At 61.9% G+C, this 15,680-nt stretch carries 16 protein-coding genes and 1 pseudogene; 13 read left to right on the top strand and 4 right to left on the bottom strand.

The window, feature by feature from the left end; all coding sequences use genetic code 11:
• Positions 1–5 precede the first annotated feature (5 nt).
• Genes tssK through tagH form a run of 3 tightly spaced genes read right to left on the bottom strand, consistent with a single transcriptional unit; the run spans position 6 to position 3,240 of the window.
• Complete coding sequence (gene tssK, locus BFQ03_RS00825; protein ID WP_032856782.1) at positions 6–1,340, bottom strand: type VI secretion system baseplate subunit TssK; 1,335 nt, start codon at positions 1,338–1,340, stop codon at positions 6–8.
• A gap of 18 nt (positions 1,341–1,358) precedes the next feature.
• The gene (gene tssJ / locus BFQ03_RS00820) at positions 1,359–1,865 is read right to left on the bottom strand and encodes a type VI secretion system lipoprotein TssJ (RefSeq protein WP_032856780.1); all 507 of its coding nucleotides are present in this window, start codon (positions 1,863–1,865) and stop codon (positions 1,359–1,361) included.
• A gap of 43 nt (positions 1,866–1,908) precedes the next feature.
• Positions 1,909–3,240, bottom strand: coding sequence for a type VI secretion system-associated FHA domain protein TagH (gene tagH / locus BFQ03_RS00815; RefSeq protein ID WP_065942319.1), 1,332 nt, complete (start codon positions 3,238–3,240; stop codon positions 1,909–1,911).
• A 402-nt stretch (positions 3,241–3,642) separates the two neighbouring features.
• Between tagH and tssA the strand changes: the two genes are divergently transcribed.
• The 3 genes from tssA to tssC are packed head-to-tail and all read left to right on the top strand — an operon-like array spanning position 3,643 to position 6,722.
• Complete coding sequence (gene tssA, locus BFQ03_RS00810) at positions 3,643–4,662, top strand: type VI secretion system protein TssA (RefSeq protein WP_032856776.1); 1,020 nt, start codon at positions 3,643–3,645, stop codon at positions 4,660–4,662.
• 54 nt (positions 4,663–4,716) lie between these two features.
• Positions 4,717–5,223 (top strand): type VI secretion system contractile sheath small subunit, encoded by a 507-nt coding sequence (gene tssB, locus BFQ03_RS00805; RefSeq protein ID WP_010207547.1) that lies wholly within the window; start codon positions 4,717–4,719, stop codon positions 5,221–5,223.
• Between the two features lie 2 nt (positions 5,224–5,225).
• Entirely contained in the window at positions 5,226–6,722 is a 1,497-nt protein-coding gene (gene tssC, locus BFQ03_RS00800) for a type VI secretion system contractile sheath large subunit (protein WP_032856774.1), read from the top strand.
• Between the two features lie 23 nt (positions 6,723–6,745).
• Here tssC and BFQ03_RS30445 read toward each other — a convergent pair.
• Positions 6,746–6,865 (bottom strand): annotated as a pseudogene (locus tag BFQ03_RS30445) (outer membrane lipoprotein carrier protein LolA); the annotation flags it as partial.
• A gap of 32 nt (positions 6,866–6,897) precedes the next feature.
• Between BFQ03_RS30445 and BFQ03_RS00795 the strand changes: the two are divergent.
• From BFQ03_RS00795 to tssH, 10 genes are all read left to right on the top strand, one after another.
• Positions 6,898–7,386 (top strand): Hcp family type VI secretion system effector, encoded by a 489-nt coding sequence (locus BFQ03_RS00795; protein WP_029289879.1) that lies wholly within the window; start codon positions 6,898–6,900, stop codon positions 7,384–7,386.
• 81 nt (positions 7,387–7,467) lie between these two features.
• On the top strand, positions 7,468–7,926 hold the full coding sequence (locus tag BFQ03_RS00790) for a type VI secretion system amidase effector protein Tae4 (protein WP_032856772.1): 459 nt from the start codon (positions 7,468–7,470) through the stop codon (positions 7,924–7,926).
• On the top strand, positions 7,923–8,372 hold the full coding sequence (locus BFQ03_RS00785) for a hypothetical protein (RefSeq protein ID WP_032856771.1): 450 nt from the start codon (positions 7,923–7,925) through the stop codon (positions 8,370–8,372). The genes BFQ03_RS00790 and BFQ03_RS00785 overlap by 4 nt, the downstream gene beginning before the upstream one ends.
• On the top strand, positions 8,366–8,653 hold the full coding sequence (locus BFQ03_RS00780) for a hypothetical protein (RefSeq protein ID WP_065942318.1): 288 nt from the start codon (positions 8,366–8,368) through the stop codon (positions 8,651–8,653). Before BFQ03_RS00785 ends, BFQ03_RS00780 begins: the two co-directional genes overlap by 7 nt.
• A 3-nt stretch (positions 8,654–8,656) precedes the next feature.
• Entirely contained in the window at positions 8,657–9,106 is a 450-nt protein-coding gene (locus tag BFQ03_RS00775; protein WP_032856767.1) for a type VI secretion system amidase effector protein Tae4, read from the top strand.
• Positions 9,106–9,540 carry a hypothetical protein gene (locus BFQ03_RS00770; RefSeq protein WP_065942317.1) on the top strand — a complete coding sequence of 145 codons (435 nt, stop codon included), beginning with the start codon at positions 9,106–9,108 and terminating at the stop codon, positions 9,538–9,540. The genes BFQ03_RS00775 and BFQ03_RS00770 overlap by 1 nt, the downstream gene beginning before the upstream one ends.
• On the top strand, positions 9,534–10,049 hold the full coding sequence (tssE, locus tag BFQ03_RS00765) for a type VI secretion system baseplate subunit TssE (protein ID WP_032856764.1): 516 nt from the start codon (positions 9,534–9,536) through the stop codon (positions 10,047–10,049). The genes BFQ03_RS00770 and tssE overlap by 7 nt, the downstream gene beginning before the upstream one ends.
• Complete coding sequence (gene tssF, locus BFQ03_RS00760; RefSeq protein ID WP_065942316.1) at positions 10,046–11,902, top strand: type VI secretion system baseplate subunit TssF; 1,857 nt, start codon at positions 10,046–10,048, stop codon at positions 11,900–11,902. Before tssE ends, tssF begins: the two co-directional genes overlap by 4 nt.
• Positions 11,866–12,909 carry a type VI secretion system baseplate subunit TssG gene (tssG, locus tag BFQ03_RS00755; RefSeq protein ID WP_032856760.1) on the top strand — a complete coding sequence of 348 codons (1,044 nt, stop codon included), beginning with the start codon at positions 11,866–11,868 and terminating at the stop codon, positions 12,907–12,909. Before tssF ends, tssG begins: the two co-directional genes overlap by 37 nt.
• The gene (tssH, locus tag BFQ03_RS00750; RefSeq protein WP_065942315.1) at positions 12,902–15,565 is read left to right on the top strand and encodes a type VI secretion system ATPase TssH; all 2,664 of its coding nucleotides are present in this window, start codon (positions 12,902–12,904) and stop codon (positions 15,563–15,565) included. Before tssG ends, tssH begins: the two co-directional genes overlap by 8 nt.
• The last annotated feature ends 115 nt before the right edge of the window (positions 15,566–15,680 follow it).

Here is a 15,680-nt window from a genome sequence, read left to right as displayed (position 1 = left end):
GCGGATTATCCTCGGATCGCCCAGAAGGCCAGGTTCAAGCCCGGGAATTGCCCGGCAATGTGGAAGGCAAAACCGCCGGAGTGGATCAGTTGCTGCCAGTGCTCGCTGCCGCGATCCAGTTCGTAGTAGGTGGAGCCCGCGTGGTACGGGATCTGCCGTGGCGCCACCGGCAGCGGCAGCAGGCCGATGCCTGGCAGTTGCAGGTTGACCAGGTCACGGATGTGTTCCACCGAACCAACCTTGCTCTGCTGGCCGAAGCGCGCGCGCAGGGTTTCGCCCGGTACATCGGCACGTACCACGAGGATGAAACTGGCGCTGTCGATCAGGGTTTTATCCGCCAGCATCGCCACGTGCACGCCGTAGGCTTTCTCGACAATCGGGATCGGTGTGGCCTTGCTGTCGATCAGCATCGACAGCGCTTCGCGCAAGGCCTGCATCACCGGAGCGAAGCTCAGCGCCAGGTCGTCATGCTGGTAACGCGGGTACTCCTGCGGGCGGCGGCCAGAGGTGGAAAAGGTCGAGAATTCGCCAGCCAGGCTCACCAGTTCACTGAAGAAACGCTCCGGGTGCAGCGGGCTCAACTGGCTCAGATGCTGGATCAGCGGCTGGGCGCGGTTGACCAGTTGCAGCAGCATGAAATCGGCAATCTCCGAAGCACCACCGGCACCCGAAGCCACCACGCGTCCGGCCAGGGCTTCACCCCGCTGGTGCAACAGGCCCAGCAATTCGCTGCGAAACGCCGTCAGCGGCTTGCTCGCGGCCACGTCCAGTACCGGCGGGATGTAACTGTCATCCAACACCAGGGCACGGTCGGCGCGTTTTTCCTTGATGCGGACCAGGCCGATGGCGGCGTAGTCACTGATGCCATCGGCGGCGGTCAGCAAGCGCAAGGCGCGCGAGCCAACGGCCACCGGGGCGCGATTTTCGAAAGGTGCGTTGTCATCGCGCACCTCGCGCACCTGGCTCAGGTAACGCGCGGCGCCCAGGGCCTCGCCTTCATCTACAGTGTCGCGGGCACCAGCGCGCTTGAGGGGCAAGGCCAGGTACACCAGGCCATCACGCAGGTTGTCATCGATATTCAGCGGGCTTGGTGCCAGGTCGTCCTGGGGAATGTTGAACGGCGTGCCATCGGGCAACAGGCCCCGCGCCGAGACAATGGCCAGCTTGCCCTGGGCCAGCAGGCCCTGGTCGATCAGCAACTCGGAAACCCCCCAGGCACCGGCCGACAGTGGGCGACTGCGGGCATCGATCAGGTTTTCCAGGTAACGGTCATGCTGCTGGAAGTGCTGCGTTCCGATGAACATGCCTTCCGACCAGACCACGCGATTGTTCCAGGACATGGGGGCTCCGATTGCTTCTTATTGGGCAGGGCTGGATGGGGCAACACTGAGGTGCGCACGTACGGAGCGCACATCAAGGCTGATCTGGTATTCGCTGGCCTGGCGTGGCGGCACGCTGAGGACCGTGCGCCATTGCGCGCGGTCCAATTCGCGATAGCCCACCAGCAGGCCGATCTGCCGGGTGGCCGGGTCGAGATCGCGCTGGATGCTCACTTGCTGGCCGGGCTGGATCACTACTTCATCCTGGTCCAGCAGGTCCAGGCCGAGGGTCGGCTGGGCGCGATCCGCCAGGGCGAAGTAATCGGCACGGCTGAAGGTCGCGGCGTTTTTCAGCTCGAAAATCCGCACCCGCACCGGTGCTGGCTGGCCCGTGGTGCCAGGGTTGAGGCCGCTGATGGCATGGAAGTGCAACTCGACGCGGGTAGAGTCGATGGGTGTCTCTGGCGCCTGGGGTGGCGCGGTATCCTTGGCACAAGCCGTCAGCAGCAACAGGCTGGCGGTAGCGAGTAAAAACCTGGAAATCATCCTGCGTCCTCAATGACGTATGTGGCTGTCCGTTGTTCCAGTTTCAGCGCCGCTGTCGTGCGCTGTGTGCTTCATAGGCCCGGCTGAACTCACGGCCGAACAGGTCCTGGAAATCCTCCTGGGCCTCGCGGGAAATACTGTTGTAGAGCTCGGTGAACTGTTGCCAGTACTGGGCCTGGCGCGAACCGTTGAACAGGCTCGACAACCCGCCGGGCTTGCCCATGCGCTCTTCCAACTGCGCAGGTTCAAAACGCGTCAGCAGGTGTTTGATAGCCGCCTCGACGCCGGCCATCACCGCCAGTTGATGGGCACGCAGATCGTCGAAACTGTCGCGCACAGCCAGATCCGGCGCCATAAACGCCTGGTTGCCGTGGCGAAGCAGCAGCAGTAACGCTTCGTCGGCATTGGGGGCGAATTTCAACGGATTGTTTTCCACCGGCTGGATCGTCGTCTGCTGCATGCGGAACTCGCCCTTGAGGCTGCTGCGTGCACGCAATACGTCGATCAAGCCTTCAACCATCAGCCGGTAGCTGCGGCCGATGCTTTCCATCTGTGCCTCGGCCTGGGCCTTGTCCAGGCGCAGTTGATCCAGGCCGGCACCGCGCAGGAAGGCTTGCAGCAAATCGGGTTGGGCGGCATCTGCCACGGCGAGCGGCGGCTCAACCACAGGCAGTGCACTGGGTGGCTCAGGCACGACAACAGGTGTCGGCGGGCTGATCACCGGCGCCGGCGCTTCACCAAACAGGTCCCAGTCTTCTGGAATCACCGAGCCCGACATCACCGGTGCGGGCGGCTCGGCCACGGGTGTCGGCGGGCGAAAGTCATGCTGCTCGGCCGGCACATGATCGGGCTGGGTCGGCGGTGGAACAGCGGTTGGGGTGAGAAAGTCGAACAGGTCCGGCAGGGTGTCCATCGCCGACGCGCCCTGGAACTGCGGCGCGATTACCGGAGTGGGCAGTGGCGCATTCACGACGGCACCCTGGCGCCCCATCAGGGCTTCGAAACTGTTGGAGTCCCCGCCGGCAAACGGAGAGCTGTCTGTCACTTTCACGCCAGAGTCGATACGGGCCTGGATCTCGTAATCACCAATACGGATCAACTCGCCATCCTGTAGTGGCTCACTGTTTCCCCGGCGCAGGCGAATGCCGGCGTTAACCAATTCCACACCATTAGTGCTGTTATCGGTTAGATAGTAACGGCCATCCTTGTATTGAATTACGCAATGTTGCGCGGAGACCAAACGTTCTGGATCAGGCAATATCCAGTCATTTTCGTTAGAGCGGCCAATTGCCATCACTCCACTATCCATGGACTTTTCCGGACATTGACCTGGGGTGATCTTGTGATAACTAGTGATAGTCAAACACAGCGACATCTTGCCTCCTTGCTGAACCTCGCGCACGGCCGACCCAAGGGAAAACCCTTCCCAAGCGTCACCCGCAAAATCCTTTAAACAACCTTGAAAAGCCACTTTTACCAGCATGATCGCTGATCTTAACCGGCTCTTGTGACAAAAATCTTCCAGCGGTGCCTGCTTTGACTCATGGGTCGCACAGGTTGTTAAGCACCGCACATCTGTCACACGGGACGAATAGCTTACCTTGACAACGCCTAACTACTACACCAAAAATGCACAACTTCTTGAAGATAAGTAGTGGCACATTGAAATCAATGCGCCAGCTGAACCAAGAAAACATGCCGATGAAATGCGCAACTAGCTGCGCAACTAACGCATGAACCGCCCGAGACTAAAGGGCCGATATGGAGATCGAATTTAGTGGATGTGCCGTTGCTGCTCACCGCTGTTTCCGCGACTTCGCCGTGTGGCGAAGACTTGGAATATGACGCGGATTTCCTGCACTTGGAACGTGCTGCCCAGGGTCAACCCGAGCGCAGCATGGGCGACGCTATTTTGCCCGCCGAACCGCCCGAGTGGCGCAGCATCCAGCAACAAAGCCTGGACCTGCTGCAACGCAGCAAAGACCTGCGCATCAGCCATTTCCTGCTGCAAAGTTCCCTCGCCCTGCAAGGCGTTGGTGGGTTGGCCAGTGCCCTGACCCTGATCAGCGAACTGCTCCAGCAATACTGGGCCGACCTGCATCCGCGCCTGGATGCCGATGATGACAACGACCCCACCGTACGCATCAACGCCCTCACCGGATTGACCTGCGACACGAACATCCGCCTGCTGCGCGAAAGCGTCCTCGCACGCTCGCGCGCCTTCGGCCCCGTGAGCCTGCGTGGCGCCCTGAATGCCAGCGGCCTGCAAAGCTTTCCCGGGGAAAATCTCGGTACTGAACAACTGGCCGCAGCCTTCCTCGACAGCGATCCAGAACAGCTGCAAGCCACCCACGCCGCCCTCGTCGAGGCCCGTGCGGCCTGTGAAACCATTGAGCAATACGTCAGCGAGCAAGTCGGTTCCGCCCAGGGCGTGGACCTCGGCGCGCTGAAGCATCCGCTCAAGCAGGCCCTGCAGATTTTCAGCCAGTTCGCTGCGCAGAGCGGCGACAGCCGTGAACCCGAGGTTGTCAGTGACGACAGCCACGCCTCGGTCGAACACGCTGGCGCCCCTGCCGTACCCCGCAACACGGGCGAGATCGCCAGCCGCGAAGAAGTGCTGCGCGACCTCGACCGAATCCTTGCGTACTACACCCGGCACGAGCCTTCGAGCCCGCTGCCGGTGCTGTTGAGCCGGGCAAAAAACCTGGTGCACGCCGATTTTGCAGCCATCGTGCGCAATCTGATTCCCGATGGCATGTCCCAATTTGAAAACCTGCGCGGCCCGGACGGCGAGTAAGTCGCCAGGCTTTGCAGTAACAACACCGTCGCTCAAGCGACCAGGAGCAGCAACGTGGCGAAGCAAAGTTCTCAGAAATTCATCGCGCGCAACCGCGCGCCTCGGGTGCAGATCGAGTACGACGTCGAGCTTTACGGCGCCGAGAAAAAGGTCCAACTGCCCTTCGTGATGGGTGTGATGGCCGACCTCGCCGGCAAACCTGCCGAGCCTCTGGCGCCGGTGGCTGATCGCAAGTTCCTTGAAGTGGACGTCGACAACTTCGACTCGCGCCTCAAGGCCATGCAGCCGCGCGTGGCCTTCCACGTACCCAACGAGCTGACAGGCGAAGGCAACCTGAGCCTGGATATCACCTTCGAAAGCATGGACGACTTCAGCCCGGCAGCCGTGGCACGCAAGGTCGACTCGCTGAACCAGTTGCTCGAAGCCCGCACCCAGCTGGCGAACCTGCTGACCTACATGGACGGCAAGACCGGCGCTGAAGAAATCATCATGAAGGCAATCAAGGACCCGGCATTGCTGCAGGCCCTTGCGAGCGCGCCGAAACCTGCTGGGGACCAGTAATCATGACCGACAATACCGCCCGCGAAGGCGCTCAGAACCTGGGTGCCACCCAAGAAGCCAGCGAGTTTGCAAACCTGCTGCTGCAAGAATTCAAGCCCAAGACCGAGCGTGCCCGCGAAGCCGTCGAGACCGCCGTGCGCACCCTGGCCGAGCAGGCCCTGGCGCAGACGGACCTGGTGTCCAACGACGCGATCAAGTCGATCGAATCGATCATCGCCGCCATCGACGCCAAGCTCACCGCCCAGGTCAACCAGGTCATCCACCACCCGGATTTCCAGCAGTTGGAAAGCGCCTGGCGCGGCCTGCACTACCTGGTCAACAACACCGAGAGCGATGAGCAGCTGAAGATTCGCGTGCTCAACATCTCGAAAAATGACCTGCACAAGACCTTGAAAAAATTCAAGGGCACCGCGTGGGACCAAAGCCCGATCTTCAAGAAGATGTACGAGGAAGAGTACGGCCAGTTCGGTGGTGAACCTTACGGTTGCCTGGTGGGCGATTACTACTTCGACCAGTCGCCTCCGGATGTGGAGCTGCTGGGCGAGCTGTCGAAGGTCTGCGCCGCCATGCACTCGCCATTCATTGCCGCCGCTTCGCCGACCGTGATGGGCATGGGCTCGTGGCAGGAACTGTCGAACCCGCGCGACCTGACCAAGATCTTCACCACCCCGGAATACGCCGGCTGGCGCTCGCTGCGTGAGTCGGAAGACTCGCGCTACATCGGCCTGACCATGCCGCGCTTCCTGGCACGTCTGCCGTATGGCGCCAAGACCGATCCGGTGGAAGCCTTCGCCTTCGAAGAAAACACCGACGGCGCCGACAGCTCCAAGTACACCTGGGCCAACGCCGCGTACGCGATGGCGGTGAACATCAACCGTTCGTTCAAACACTTCGGCTGGTGCTCGCGCATTCGTGGCGTGGAGTCTGGCGGCGAGGTGGAAAACCTGCCAGCCCATACGTTCCCGACCGATGACGGTGGCGTGGACATGAAGTGCCCGACCGAAATCGCCATCAGCGACCGCCGTGAAGCGGAGCTGGCGAAGAACGGTTTCATGCCGCTGCTGCACAAGAAAAACACCGACTTCGCCGCGTTCATCGGCGCCCAGTCGTTGCAGAAACCGGCCGAATACGACGACCCGGACGCCACCGCCAACGCCAACCTGGCCGCGCGCCTGCCGTACCTGTTCGCCACCTGCCGTTTCGCCCACTACTTGAAGTGCATCGTGCGCGACAAGATCGGTTCCTTCAAAGAGAAGGACGAGATGCAGCGCTGGTTGCAGGACTGGATCCTCAACTACGTCGACGGGGATCCTGCGCACTCCACCGAAACCACCAAGGCCCAGCACCCATTGGCTGCCGCCGAGGTGATCGTGGAAGACGTCGAAGGCAACCCGGGGTACTACAACTCCAAGTTCTACCTGCGTCCGCACTACCAGCTCGAAGGGCTGACCGTGTCACTGCGCCTGGTATCGAAACTGCCTTCGGCAAAAAGCGCGTAAAAAATCGGGACTGGCTCGCTCCCTGTAGGAGCGAGCTTGCTCGCGAAAAACTTGAAGGCGCTGCGTTCATTCAGGATGCCCGCGTCACCGTTGACGACCTTCGCGAGCAAGCTCGCTCCTACAGGGGTCGGCGGCGTAAACAAATATCGTGGCTCAGACCACACAGGGAGAAAACATGGCTGTTGATATTTTCATCAAGATCGGCGACATCAAGGGCGAGTCCATGGACAAGGCCCACAAGGACGAAATCGACGTGCTGAACTGGAGCTGGGGCATGGCCCAGTCCGGCAACATGCACGTTGGCAGCGGCGGCGGCGCGGGCAAGGTGAACATCCAGGACCTGTCGCTGACCAAGTACGTCGACAAGGCTTCGCCCAACCTGATGATGCATTGCGCCAGCGGCAAGCACATCGACAAGGTCAAGCTGACCGTGCGCAAGGCCGGCGGCGAGAGCCAGGTCGAGTACATGATCATCAACCTTGAAGAAGTGCTGATCACCTCCCTGAGCACCGGCGGTTCGGGCAGCGATGATCGCCTGACCGAAAACGTCACCCTGAACTTTGCCCAGGTGATGGTCGACTACCAGCCGCAGAAAGCCGACGGCACCAAGGACGGCGGCCCGATCAAGTTCGGCTGGAATATCCGTTCCAACACCAAGCGTTGATACGAAGACCCCTGGCGCCACGCGCCGGGGTTTTTTGGTGCTTGCTCGAATTTCGACCTTCCTCTTTTCGGTATCTGAGTCATGGCCAAACCTTCGTTTATCAATTTGTGGAAGGCGTATTCCGATCTTTTGGTTACGCACCCAAACGCAAAACCCTGTGATGGCCCTTGGGACAATCAATGCGCCATCCGCATGAGTATTACCCTCAACGCAGAACTGACTATCAAGGTCAACAAATCCACCTATACCGAGCCCAAATGTTCCCATGGGCACGCGCGAGGTGCTGAGTCCCTGGCAAATTGGTTGTGGAAGCATCACTTGGGGCGCCCAACTATTCTTGGAGGCAGCTCAGAAGAGCGCCGCAAGTTGATGGATAAAAAAGGCCTGGTTTTCTTCAAGGATTGTTTCCAACAACTGGGAGAGTCTCCCGATAGCCGTACCGGTGACCATATCGATCTTTGGAACCGTGGCATTACCGCTAGCCGGTATGACGATCCCGCCTACCGATCAAGAGCCATCTGGTTCTGGGAGCTCGTATGATCAGAGTCCATCATTTCGCGTTTATTGGCTGCTTGTTATCAAGCCTTTCTGCGTGTGCCGAGCCTCAAGATCAAATAGCGACGCCATCCGTTGCCGCGGCCCAGATCGTCTCAATAAATGGGCAACTACTGACCCTGGAAAACGACCAACAGCGCTGCGTATTACGCAAACCAGACCAAAGCATATTGCCACTCGACATGCCGTGGCCCTGCCAATTTACGGTTGACCAACAAGGCAAATCGCATGTCGAGACCTTCGGTAAGGTTCCCATTGTGATCGTTATTCATACGGCGGCAGACCCTGAGAACAGTGACAGGTGTCGCTCTGAGTACCGCGCCATACGCCAGATCAATGGCCAACTCGAACCCTCAATAATCGCTCGTGGCGGTAGTTGCATGGTTGGCACAGGTGATCAGAAAAATTATACGGGCCTATTCATTTGGTAACCGAAATCGCCACCCGCGACCGCCTGCAACCGTCCCTTTTGGACCGGTTGACCGACGACGAGCCGAGCATCCTGCGCCACACTCGGCGGGCCAAGGCGCGCGTGGCCCAGGGCGAGATGAATCACAGCACCTTGAGGTTCGAGATCGAGGGCGACCTGTGGATGCCGCCACGGCTGGAATATCCGTTCCAACACCCAGCATTGATACGAAGCCCCATGGCGCCGCGCGCCGGTTTTTTTGGTGCTTGCTCGAATTTCGACCTTCTCCTTTTCGGTATCTGAGTCATGGCCAAACCTTCGTTTATCAATTTGTGGAACAGCTATCCGCGCTACACCCATACCGACCCCGCCTGCAGCGGTCCCTGGGCGAACCAGTGCGCCATTCGCGTGAGCATTGCGCTGTGTGGCGAACGCACGCTACCAGTCAACTCGTCGACCTATAACCTCGGCCCACTCTGTGCGCATGGACACGCCCGGGGTGCAGAGTCGCTGGCGCACTGGCTGTCGAAAAAGCGCCAGCTCAGCCCACCAAAAACCTATACCAACAGCGTGGCCGACCGCGCCACGTTGCGGGGCAAGACCGGCATCATCTTCTTCAAGGACTGCTACCAGACCAATACTGATCGGGCTGGCCAGCCCACTGGCGACCATATCGACCTGTGGAACCGTGGCCTGACCAAGAGCGGTGACCTGTCCTCAAGTGCCAAGGAAATCTGGTTCTGGGAGCTTTTGTAATGCGTAGGCCTTTTGTTTTTGCGGCCCTGGCCGCGAGCCTCGTAAGCCTGAGTGCGTGCGCGGCGGAAGACGTACCAACACCAACCGCTGCCACACAAGCGATGTTTGTCGACCAGCCCCTGAGCCTGGTAGATGATCAAGGTCGCTGCACGCTGGTCAAGCCCGACCAGACTCGCATGCAGTTAGACATGGAGTGGCCTTGCAGCTTCAGCCTGGATGCACAGCAGAAGCTACGCGTAGAGACGTTCAACAACACCCCGATTTTTGCAGTTTGGCGTAGCGAGCATATGCCCGCGCCCAGCCATGACTGCCTCAGCAAGATGCAAGCTGTTCGCCAGTATCAAGGGATTTTTGAGGCGGGGGCAGTTAGCACCTTTGCGGCCTGCGGCTCGGGTGGCGACCAAAAAATGTATGTAGCGCCCTTCACGTGGTAACCGAAATCGCCACCCGCGACCGTCTGCAACCGTCCCTGCTGGACCGGTTGACCGACGACGAGCCGAGCAATCCCAAGGAAAGCGCGGACAAGCGCGTGCTGTCCCTAACCCAGCTCAAAGCCTCGGTGCTGCGGGACCTGGCGTGGCTGCTCAATACCACGTCGCTGCTCAATGCCGATGCCACGCTGCACACCCCGGCCGGTACATCCGTGGTCAATTACGGCCTGCCGGCGCTGGCGGGCAACAGTGCGTCGAGCGTCGATATCAATGCCCTGGAGGCCTTGATCTACCAGGCAATTGCCACCTTTGAGCCGCGCATCCTGCGCCACACCCTGCGGGTCAAGGCGCGTGTGGCCCATGGCGAGATGAACCACAACGCCTTGAGTTTCGAGATCGAAGGCGACCTGTGGGCCCAGCCCGTGCCCTTGCGCCTGCTGCTGCAGACCGACCTGGACCTGGAGTCCGGCCACGTGCGCGTGGTCAACGCCGACCAGCGGAGGCGCCCATGAACCCGCGCCTGCTGGAGCTGTATAACCAGGAGCTGCACCACGTGCGCGAGAGCGCCGCGGAGTTCGCCAAGGAATACCCGAAGATCGCCAGTCGGCTGACCCTGTCCGGCATGGACTGCGCCGACCCGTACGTCGAGCGCCTGCTCGAAGGCTTCGCGTATCTCACCGCCCGGGTGCAACTCAAACTCGATGCCGAGTACCCGACCTTCACCCATAACCTGCTGGAAATCGCCTACCCGCACTACCTGGCGCCGACCCCGTCGATGACCGTGGTGCAGTTGCAGGCCGATCCCGATGAAGGTTCGCTGGCCAGCGGTTTTCCACTGCCCCGCGACACCGTGCTGCGCGCAGCCCTTGGCCGCGAAACCCAGACCTGCTGCGAGTACCGCACCGCCCACCCGGTGATGCTGTGGCCGTTACAGGTCAGCCAGGCCGATTACTTCGGCAACCCGTCCGCCGTACTCGGGCGCCTGGCCGCCAGCGAGCCCAAGGCCAAGGCCGGGCTGCGCCTGACCCTGCGCACCGGCGCCGAGCTGCCCTTCAACAGCCTGGCCCTGGACAATCTGCCGCTGTACCTGAGCGGCGCCGATGAGCAGCCGTTCCGCCTCTACGAGCAATTGCTGGGCAATGTCTGCGCGGTGTTTGCGCGCCAGCCCGACAGTGACTGGGTGGAACGCCTACCGCAGGACGCGTTGCGCTCGCGCGGGTTCGACGACGCCGATGCGGCGATGCCGGTGGTATCGCGAGCCTTCCAGGGTTACCGCCTGCTGCAGGAATACTTCGCCCTGCCCCATCGTTACCTGTTCGTCGAGTTCACCGAACTGAGCCGCGCCGTACAACGCTGCGATGGCCAGGAGCTGGAGCTGATCGTGCTGTTCGACCGCCACGATCCGAGCCTGGAAGGCAGTGTTGGCGCCGCGCAGTTCGTGCCCTTCTGCACCCCGGCGATCAACCTGTTCCCCAAGCGGGTAGACCGCATTCACTTGTCCGAACGGGTCAACGAACACCATGTGATTGCCGACCGCACCCGGCCCATGGATTTTGAAATTCACTCCCTGAGCGGCATCACCGGCCACGGCACCGGGCCGGAGCAACCCTTCTTGCCGTTCTACGCCGTGCGTGATCCGTCGCGCTACGGCCGCGACCAGACTTACTACAGCGTGCGCCGCGAGCCGCGCGTGCTGTCCAGCGACCAGCGGCGCAATGGTCCGCGCTCCACTTACGTGGGCAGCGAGACCTTTGTCAGCCTGGTGGACAGCCAGCAGGCGCCCTACCGCCACGACCTGCGTCAATTGGGCGTGACCGCGCTGTGCACCAACCGCGACCTGCCGTTGTTCATGAGCGTGGGCAACGGCAAGACCGACTTCACCCTGGCCGATAGTGCCCCGGTAATGGCGGTGCGCTGCGTGGCCGGCCCCAGCCGGCCGCGCGCCAGCCACGCCCACGATGCCAAGGCCTGGCGCCTGATCAGCCAGTTGTCGCTCAACTACCTGTCCCTCAGCGAGGGCCAGGGCGCCGCCGCGTTGCGTGAGCTGTTGCGCTTGTATGGCGACAGCAACGACGCGGCCCTGCAATTGCAGATCGAAGGCCTGCGCGAGGTCACTAGCAAAGCGGTGACCCGGCGCCTGCCGATGCCCGGCCCGATCGTGTTTGGCCGGGGCCTGGAAATCACCCTGGAATTTGATGAAAACGCGTTCCGCGGCACCGGCGTGTTCCTGCTCGGCGCAGTGCTGGAACGCTTCCTGGCGCGTTACGTGTCGATCAACAGTTTTACCGAGACGGTGATCCGTACCACCGAACGCGGCGAGATCATGCGATGGAAAGCCAAGCCCGGACGGCGTCCGACCCTGTGAGTACCCTGGATGCGATGCATCAGGAGCCCTGGGAATATGACTTCTTCCAGGCCCTGCGCCGTATCGAGTGCGAATCGCCCCACCTGCCGCGCCTGGGGCATTCCCTGCGCCTGGCCGATGATCCGCTGCGCCTCGGGCAACGGGCTGACTGCACCTTCGCGCCGGCCACCCTGGCGTCGGTGGATCCCGGCGGCGACGGCACACCTGCGCGCCTGGAGCAGTTCTTTTTCGGCCTCGGCGGCCCCAACGGCCCGCTGCCGCTGCACATCACCGAGTACGTGCGCGAACGCCAGCGCAACAGCGCCGACAGCACCAGCAAACGTTTCCTGGATGTGTTCCACCATCGCCTGCTGACTCTGTTCTATCGGGCCTGGGCCGAGGCGCGGCCGACCGTCAGCCATGATCGGCCCGACGATGACTACTGGTCCGCCCGCCTCGCGGCGCTCAGTGGCCGCGGCATGCCCAGCCTGCTCGGCCAGGGCCTGATCCCCGACACGGCAAAGCTGCACTACAGCGGCCACCTCTCGGCGCAAACCCGCTACCCGGACGGCTTGAAGGCGATTCTCGGCGAGTATTTCGGCCTGCCGGTCGAAATTGAAGAGTACGTCGGCCAATGGCTGGAGCTGCCCGAGCGCAGCCGGGTCAGCGTCAGTGCCAATCAGCTGGGCGTGGACTTCTGCCTGGGCAGCCATGTGTGGGATCGCCAGCACAAATTCCGCATCCGTCTCGGGCCCCTGACGCTCGACGACTACATGGGCATGCTGCCCGGCAGCCAGCCGTTCAATGAGCTGGTGGCCTGGGTCGCCGAATACCTGGGCCATGAACTGGACTGGGACCTGAACCTGATTCTCCAACAACCGCAAGTGCCACCGTTGCAGCTCAACGGGCAGTTTCGGTTGGGTTTCAACACCTGGCTCGGCCAACCCGGGCAGGACGCCAACGACCTAATCCTGGCCCGGCATTACGCCGATCAGGCCACCACCTCAAGGAATCCAGAGCATGGGTGAAATCAGTCGCGCCGCGCTGTTCGGCAAACTCAACAGCGTGGCCTACAAGGCCATCGAAGCCGCCACGGTGTTCTGCAAATTGCGCGGTAACCCCTACGTGGAGCTGGCCCATTGGTTCCACCAGTTGCTGCAACTGCAGGATTCGGACCTGCATCGCATCATCCGCCAGTTCAACGTCGAGCCGGCGCGCCTGGCCCGTGACCTTACCGAAGCCCTGGACCGCCTGCCCCGTGGCTCAACGTCGATCACCGACCTGTCCTCCCATGTGGAAGAAGCCGTGGAACGCGGCTGGGTGTACGGCAGCCTGATGTTTGGCGAAAGCCAGGTGCGCACCGGCTACCTGGTGCTGGGAATCCTGAAGACGCCAAGCCTGCGGCATGCGCTGCTGGGCTTGTCTGCGGAATTCGACAAGATCAAGGCCGAGGCCCTGAGCGAACGCTTTGATGAATATGTCGGTGATTCGCCGGAAAACGCCCTGAGCGCCAGTGATGGTTTCAACGCCGGCAGTGTGCCGGGCGAGGCCAGTGGTGCCATGGCGCCGAGTGCCATGGGCAAACAGGAAGCCCTCAAGCGTTTTACCGTGGACCTGACCGAACAGGCACGCAGCGGCAAGCTCGACCCGATCGTGGGGCGTGACGAAGAGATCCGCCAACTGGTGGACATCCTGATGCGTCGGCGCCAGAACAACCCAATCCTCACCGGTGAAGCCGGGGTGGGCAAGACCGCCGTGGTCGAAGGTTTTGCCCTGCGCATCGTCGCCGGCGACGTGCCGCCGGCGTTGAAGGACGTGGAGCTGCGCAGCCTCGATGTGGGCCTGCTGCAAGCCGGCGCCAGCATGAAAGGCGAATTCGAACAGCGCCTGCGCCAAGTCATCGAAGACGTCCAGGCCTCGCCAAAACCGATCATCTTGTTTATCGACGAGGCCCACACCCTGGTCGGTGCCGGTGGCGCCGCCGGCACCGGTGATGCGGCCAACCTGCTCAAGCCGGCCCTGGCCCGTGGCACCTTGCGCACCGTGGCTGCCACGACCTGGGCCGAGTACAAGAAGCACATCGAGAAAGACCCGGCGCTGACTCGGCGCTTCCAGGTGGTGCAAGTGGCCGAGCCGTCGGAAGACAAGGCGCTGCTGATGATGCGTGGCGTGGCCTCGACCATGGAAAAGCACCATCAGGTGCAGATCCTCGATGAAGCCCTGGAAGCCTCGGTGAAGCTGTCCCACCGCTATATTCCGGCACGCCAGTTGCCAGATAAATCCGTGAGCCTGCTGGACACCGCCTGCGCCCGCGTCGCCATCAGCCTGCACGCGGTGCCGGCCGAGGTGGACGACAGCCGTCGCCGCATCGAAGCGCTGGAAACCGAACTGCAAATCATCGCCCGCGAGCATGCCATCGGCATCGCCATTGGCACACGCCAGAGCAACAGCGAAGCCTTGCTGACTGCCGAGCGCGAGCGCCTGGCAACCCTGGAAAACCGCTGGGCCGAAGAGAAAGCCCTGGTCGACGAGTTGCTCGCCACCCGCGCGACCCTGCGCGAGAAAGCGGGCGTTGTCGACAGCGGCAACGACCAATTGCGCGCACAACTGGTGGACCTGCAACAGCGCCTCAGCGCCCTGCAAGGTGAAACCCCGCTGATCTTGCCGACCGTGGATTACCAGGCCGTGGCCTCGGTGGTCGCCGACTGGACCGGCATTCCGGTGGGCCGCATGGCGCGCAATGAGCTGGAGACGGTGCTCAACCTCGACCAGCACCTGAAAAAACGCATCATCGGCCAGGACCACGCCTTGCAGATGATCGCCAAGCGCATCCAGACCTCCCGCGCCGGCCTCGACAACCCGAGCAAGCCGATTGGCGTGTTCATGCTGGCCGGCACCTCGGGCGTGGGCAAGACCGAAACCGCCCTGGCCCTGGCCGAAGCCATGTACGGCGGCGAGCAGAACGTGATCACCATCAACATGAGCGAGTTCCAGGAAGCCCACACCGTGTCGACGCTCAAGGGCGCGCCACCGGGTTATATCGGCTATGGCGAAGGCGGCGTGCTGACCGAAGCCGTGCGGCGCAAACCCTACAGCGTGGTGCTGCTGGACGAGGTGGAAAAAGCCCACCCGGACGTGCATGAGATCTTCTTCCAGGTCTTCGACAAGGGCGTGATGGAGGACGGCGAAGGCCGGGTGATCGACTTCAAGAACACCTTGATCCTGCTGACCACCAACGCCGGCACCGAGCTGATTTCCCACGTCTGCAAAGACCCGGCAAACGTGCCCGACCCGGAGGCAATCGCCAAGGCCCTGCGCCAGCCGCTGCTGGAGATTTTCCCGCCGGCCCTGCTCGGGCGCCTGGTGACGATTCCGTATTACCCGCTCAGCGACGTGATGCTCAAGGCGATCACCCGCCTGCAACTGGACCGCATCAAGAAGCGCGTGGAAAACACCCACAAAGTCGCGTTCGACTACGACGACGCGGTGATCGACCTGATCGTCTCGCGCTGCACCGAAACCGAAAGCGGCGGGCGGATGATCGACACCATCCTGACCAACAGCCTGCTGCCGGACATGAGCCGCGAGTTCCTCACCCGCATGCTTGAAGGCAAGGCGCTGGCGGGGGTGCGGATCAGCAGCCGGGACAACGAATTGCACTACGACTTCAGCGACGCCGATTGACCTGACGCAATGCAATCCAAATGTGGGAGCGGGCTTGCTCGCGAAAACGGTGTGTCAGTTGATGCATCCGGTGACTGATTCACCGCATTCGCGAGCAAGCCCGCTCCCACATTTC

Source organism: Pseudomonas sp. 25 R 14 (assembly GCF_900004755.1).
Classification (GTDB): domain Bacteria; phylum Pseudomonadota; class Gammaproteobacteria; order Pseudomonadales; family Pseudomonadaceae; genus Aquipseudomonas; species Aquipseudomonas brenneri.
The sequence above is the reverse complement of the archived record's forward strand: the minus strand, read 5'-3'. Positions and strand labels throughout refer to the sequence as shown.